The 2,806-nt window shown below is 49.4% G+C and carries 3 protein-coding genes; 2 read left to right on the top strand and 1 reads right to left on the bottom strand.

What is annotated here, in order from left to right:
* Positions 1–682: 682 nt before the first annotated feature.
* The gene (locus F4X88_20130) at positions 683–1,519 is read left to right on the top strand and encodes a LamG domain-containing protein (GenBank protein MYA58591.1); all 837 of its coding nucleotides are present in this window, start codon (positions 683–685) and stop codon (positions 1,517–1,519) included.
* An 87-nt stretch (positions 1,520–1,606) separates the two neighbouring features.
* Positions 1,607–2,446 carry a LamG domain-containing protein gene (locus tag F4X88_20125; protein MYA58590.1) on the top strand — a complete coding sequence of 280 codons (840 nt, stop codon included), beginning with the start codon at positions 1,607–1,609 and terminating at the stop codon, positions 2,444–2,446.
* A gap of 116 nt (positions 2,447–2,562) precedes the next feature.
* Here F4X88_20125 and F4X88_20120 read toward each other — a convergent pair.
* On the bottom strand, positions 2,563–2,806 hold a 244-nt coding region (locus F4X88_20120), incomplete at its 5' end, for a DUF4351 domain-containing protein (GenBank protein MYA58589.1).

Below are 2,806 nucleotides of genomic sequence, written 5' to 3'. Positions count from 1 at the left end.
TAAGCCCCAGCGGGGCGATATGTGTGTTCTTAAAAAAATTGTCCAAAGTTTAGTCCATTTATAGTAAAACCAAAAAATAAGTGAACATTCGTAGCATAAACTTTTAGTTTGTGCAGGGGTGGCACGCAAACTAAAAGTTTGCGCTACAATCAGGGGGGGCAAGTCATTATTGACCCTACTATTGTTCTGTCAAGCCTAACATGACGGATAAAAAGTATTTCGCACGTCTCATTTCGCTGTAGGAGCGAGCTGTGCTCGCGATTTCTATCCGTCAATAGAGAGTGGACACAGCACTATAACGGGAAATGTAGGCATTTTGAGGGGTTCAAGTCCCCTTTCCCGCATCCCAGTAGCATCGTGCGATACCCAAGCACACCCGACAAAAAACACGTCGGTTCTACTGTGAGGGGTTCATACACGAGTGAGACGAACCCTGACACTGTGAGGACACTCGGAAGTAAAATAAGGCGTTAGCATTTCGGTGTTAACTTTGTGGGTTACACCATACCTCGCGCAACCTTGAGGTATGCCAGCCACGTATCGCTTCTGACGACGTATCAGACGACCCTGGTGATATTCAGGCTTAGAGGCTGTCGAGTCTCGTTATAAGGGGGTAGGATCCCCGTAGAAATCTGTGGGTTTCAATAGAAATACATAGATTTTTACTAACAGGAGAATTTAAGTGAAACTATCTATTTCTATACTCGCTATCGCTATGTTAATGATCGGCATTTCAGGTGCTGCGTTCGCAGATATAAATGATGGCGTTGTTGCCGCCTGGACCTTTGACGATGGTAAGGTAACGGATGCCATTGCTGACGCACACGGTGAACTCTTTAAGGGTGCTACAATCACGGGCGATGGTAAATTTGGCAAGGCGTTGGATGTTGATGGGAATCAAGATTCACGGGCGGATATTGAGTTCAACGATAAACTTGAGTCTATTATTGAAGGCGCACATACTGTCTCCTATTGGCTCTATGTCCGAGAGGGAAGAAACCACTCCGGGGTTTGGAAAGGCGAAAAGGTCGGTTGGGGTGCCAACTTCACCTTTCGTATGGTGACAACCAGTGATACCGGTCTGACGTGGGGAACATGCAGTGGCGGTGCTGAAAACTGGTTCGCCACGGATGGTGCCATTGAAACCGATAAGTGGTTCCATCTCTGCCAGACGGCAGATGGTGAGGAGGCAATTGGATACGTAACGCCAGAGGGCGGAAAAACCGAGATACCCGTGAGTGGCCAACAAAATCCGAAACTGGCACCGGAACCTTACAATCTGTTCAAAGATCGTCCTTTGGAACTCGGGGCAGGTCGAGGGATCGGTGGCAATGATGGCAACGATACGTTCCTTGATGGCATCATCGACGATGTTATCATCTGGGACCGCGCCCTCACTGAAGATGAAGTCAAGGAACTCGGGAGTGGCACACGTCCAGAAAAGGCACTTGCTGTCAAAGCGGAAGGCAAGTTAGCCACTACGTGGGGAAAAGTTAAATCCTATCATCATCACCGCTAAGTCCAATTGAAGGATAAAAAACAGAGTGGGTTTGTGAGATGCCACCGCAGACCCGCTCAATTAAGTTAGAACGATAAGGAGCTTATTATGAAGCAAATGTGTCTGTTTTTCATTTTAGCACTTATGGTATTCAGTGCCAATAGTTACGCTGGGCTCGAAGACGGCCTCGTCTCTGTTTGGAACTTTGACGATGGCACGGCGAACGATGCCGTCGGAGATAACGATGGTGAATTTATGAACGGTGCCAGCACGACAGACGCGGAATTTGGCATGGCACTTAACCTTGACAACCCCGAGAATCCCGCAACCGGCGAGAATACCGGACAGTATGTCGAAATCCCGTCATCGTCAAGTCTGGAAAAAGAAGATGGGGTCTTTTCTGTCTCTTTATGGGTCTACGTCAGACCCGGTGGCGGCAGAAACCACTCCGCAATGTTCTTCAAAGGCGACAAGGTCGGCTGGGGTGCCCATTTCTTCGTGCGGATGTGTACCACGAACGCCACCAACATGACGTGGGGCAGCTGCTGGGAAGGGGCTGAAGGTTGGTTTGCCACCGATAATGTTTACGCCGAAGATGAATGGGTCCATGTCGCTTATGTTGTTGATGGCTCAGAAGCGAAAGCCTATGTGACCTCTTCCGTCACTGGCGATACTGTCATTCCCGCCAGTGGCCAGGACAATCCCAAAGCGATTACAACACCGTTACTAACCTTCCCGGAGCGTCCAGTCGAACTCGGTGTTGGACGGCAGGTCGGCGGTAATGCCGGCAACGACTTCTGGATTGATGGCATGATTGATGAGGTCTATTTCTGGGAACGCGCCCTCAGTGAAGACGAAGTCCGGGACCTTGCCGGTGGTGCAAGTGTCGTTGCTGTGGAAGCACAAGGCAAGCTCGCTACTACATGGGCACAGGTCAAGAAACGCTAAGTGTTATTAACCTGAAACAGAAAGGCTCTGGGTTTCATGAATCCAGAGCCTTTTTGTTTTTCAAGGACCACCGTGTTGGAGAGGATACGCAATGAACGGATATTACGGCATTAGGGCTACTGAAGATCCTCAAGGCTTTTCGCTGTCAGTCCCTTCTCAAAGAGGGCATCGAGTTCAACAGGGCTACGCAGGGCACGCACTCGCGTGATGACCGCATCGGGAACGGGCGGAAACCGGTGTCGGAGCAGTTTCAGGAGTGCCTCTTGTTTGCCACGGATCTCCCCTTGCTCAATACCTTGTTCTAAACCTTGTTCTAAACCTTGTTCTAAACCTTGCTCAATACCTTGTTCTAAACCTTGT

The sequence above is a fragment of the Candidatus Poribacteria bacterium genome, from assembly GCA_009839745.1.
Lineage (GTDB): Bacteria > Poribacteria > WGA-4E > WGA-4E > WGA-3G > WGA-3G.
The sequence above is the reverse complement of the archived record's forward strand: the minus strand, read 5'-3'. Positions and strand labels throughout refer to the sequence as shown.

Bases quoted from the DNA above. Each gene is read 5' to 3' on its own strand.
- F4X88_20125 (MYA58590.1), top strand. From the start codon at position 1,607: ATGAAGCAAATGTGTCTGTTTTTCATTTTAGCACTTATGGTATTCAGT.